This window comes from Gracilimonas halophila (assembly GCF_042684365.1).
Lineage (GTDB): Bacteria > Bacteroidota > Rhodothermia > Balneolales > Balneolaceae > Gracilimonas > Gracilimonas halophila.
On the sequence record NZ_JBHULI010000016.1, the window covers coordinates 1 to 577 of the forward strand.

Sequence of the window (577 nt, forward strand, 5' to 3'; positions counted from 1 at the left end):
CACCGATTATACGGTAAGCTACAGCAATAACACCGATGTGGGCACGGCCGGGGTGACGATCACGGGGACCGGCAACTACAGCGGAAGCCTTGAAACCAGTTTTGAAATTATTCCAATTGATACTTCCGGACTTAACCTTGACCCTATAGCTGATCAGTTGTTTAATGGTTCTGAGTTGACCCCGTCGGTTCATGTTACCGACGGAGATACGACGCTGGCCGAAGGCACCGATTATACGGTAAGTTACAGCAACAATACTGGGGTAGGTACAGCAATGGTAACTGTTGAACTACAAAATGGATACAGTGGTATTCTTGAGACGACTTTTGAGATTACCCCAAAGGATGTGTCGGCACTCACCATTGATCCGGTATCCGACCGGGAGTATACGGGACTTGCGATTACTCCATCAACGAGCCTTCAAAATGGGGGTGTATCGTTGACAGAAGGCACCGATTATACGGTAAGCTACAGCAATAACACCGATGTGGGCACGGCCGGGGTGACAATTACGGGGACCGGAAATTACAGTGGGAGTCTGGAGACGACTTTTGAGATTACCCCAAAGGATGTGTCG

General features: G+C 49.2%; 1 pseudogene. It reads left to right on the forward strand.

The features are described from left to right. Positions 1-577 (forward strand): annotated as a pseudogene (locus ACFSVN_RS04975) (hypothetical protein); the annotation flags it as partial.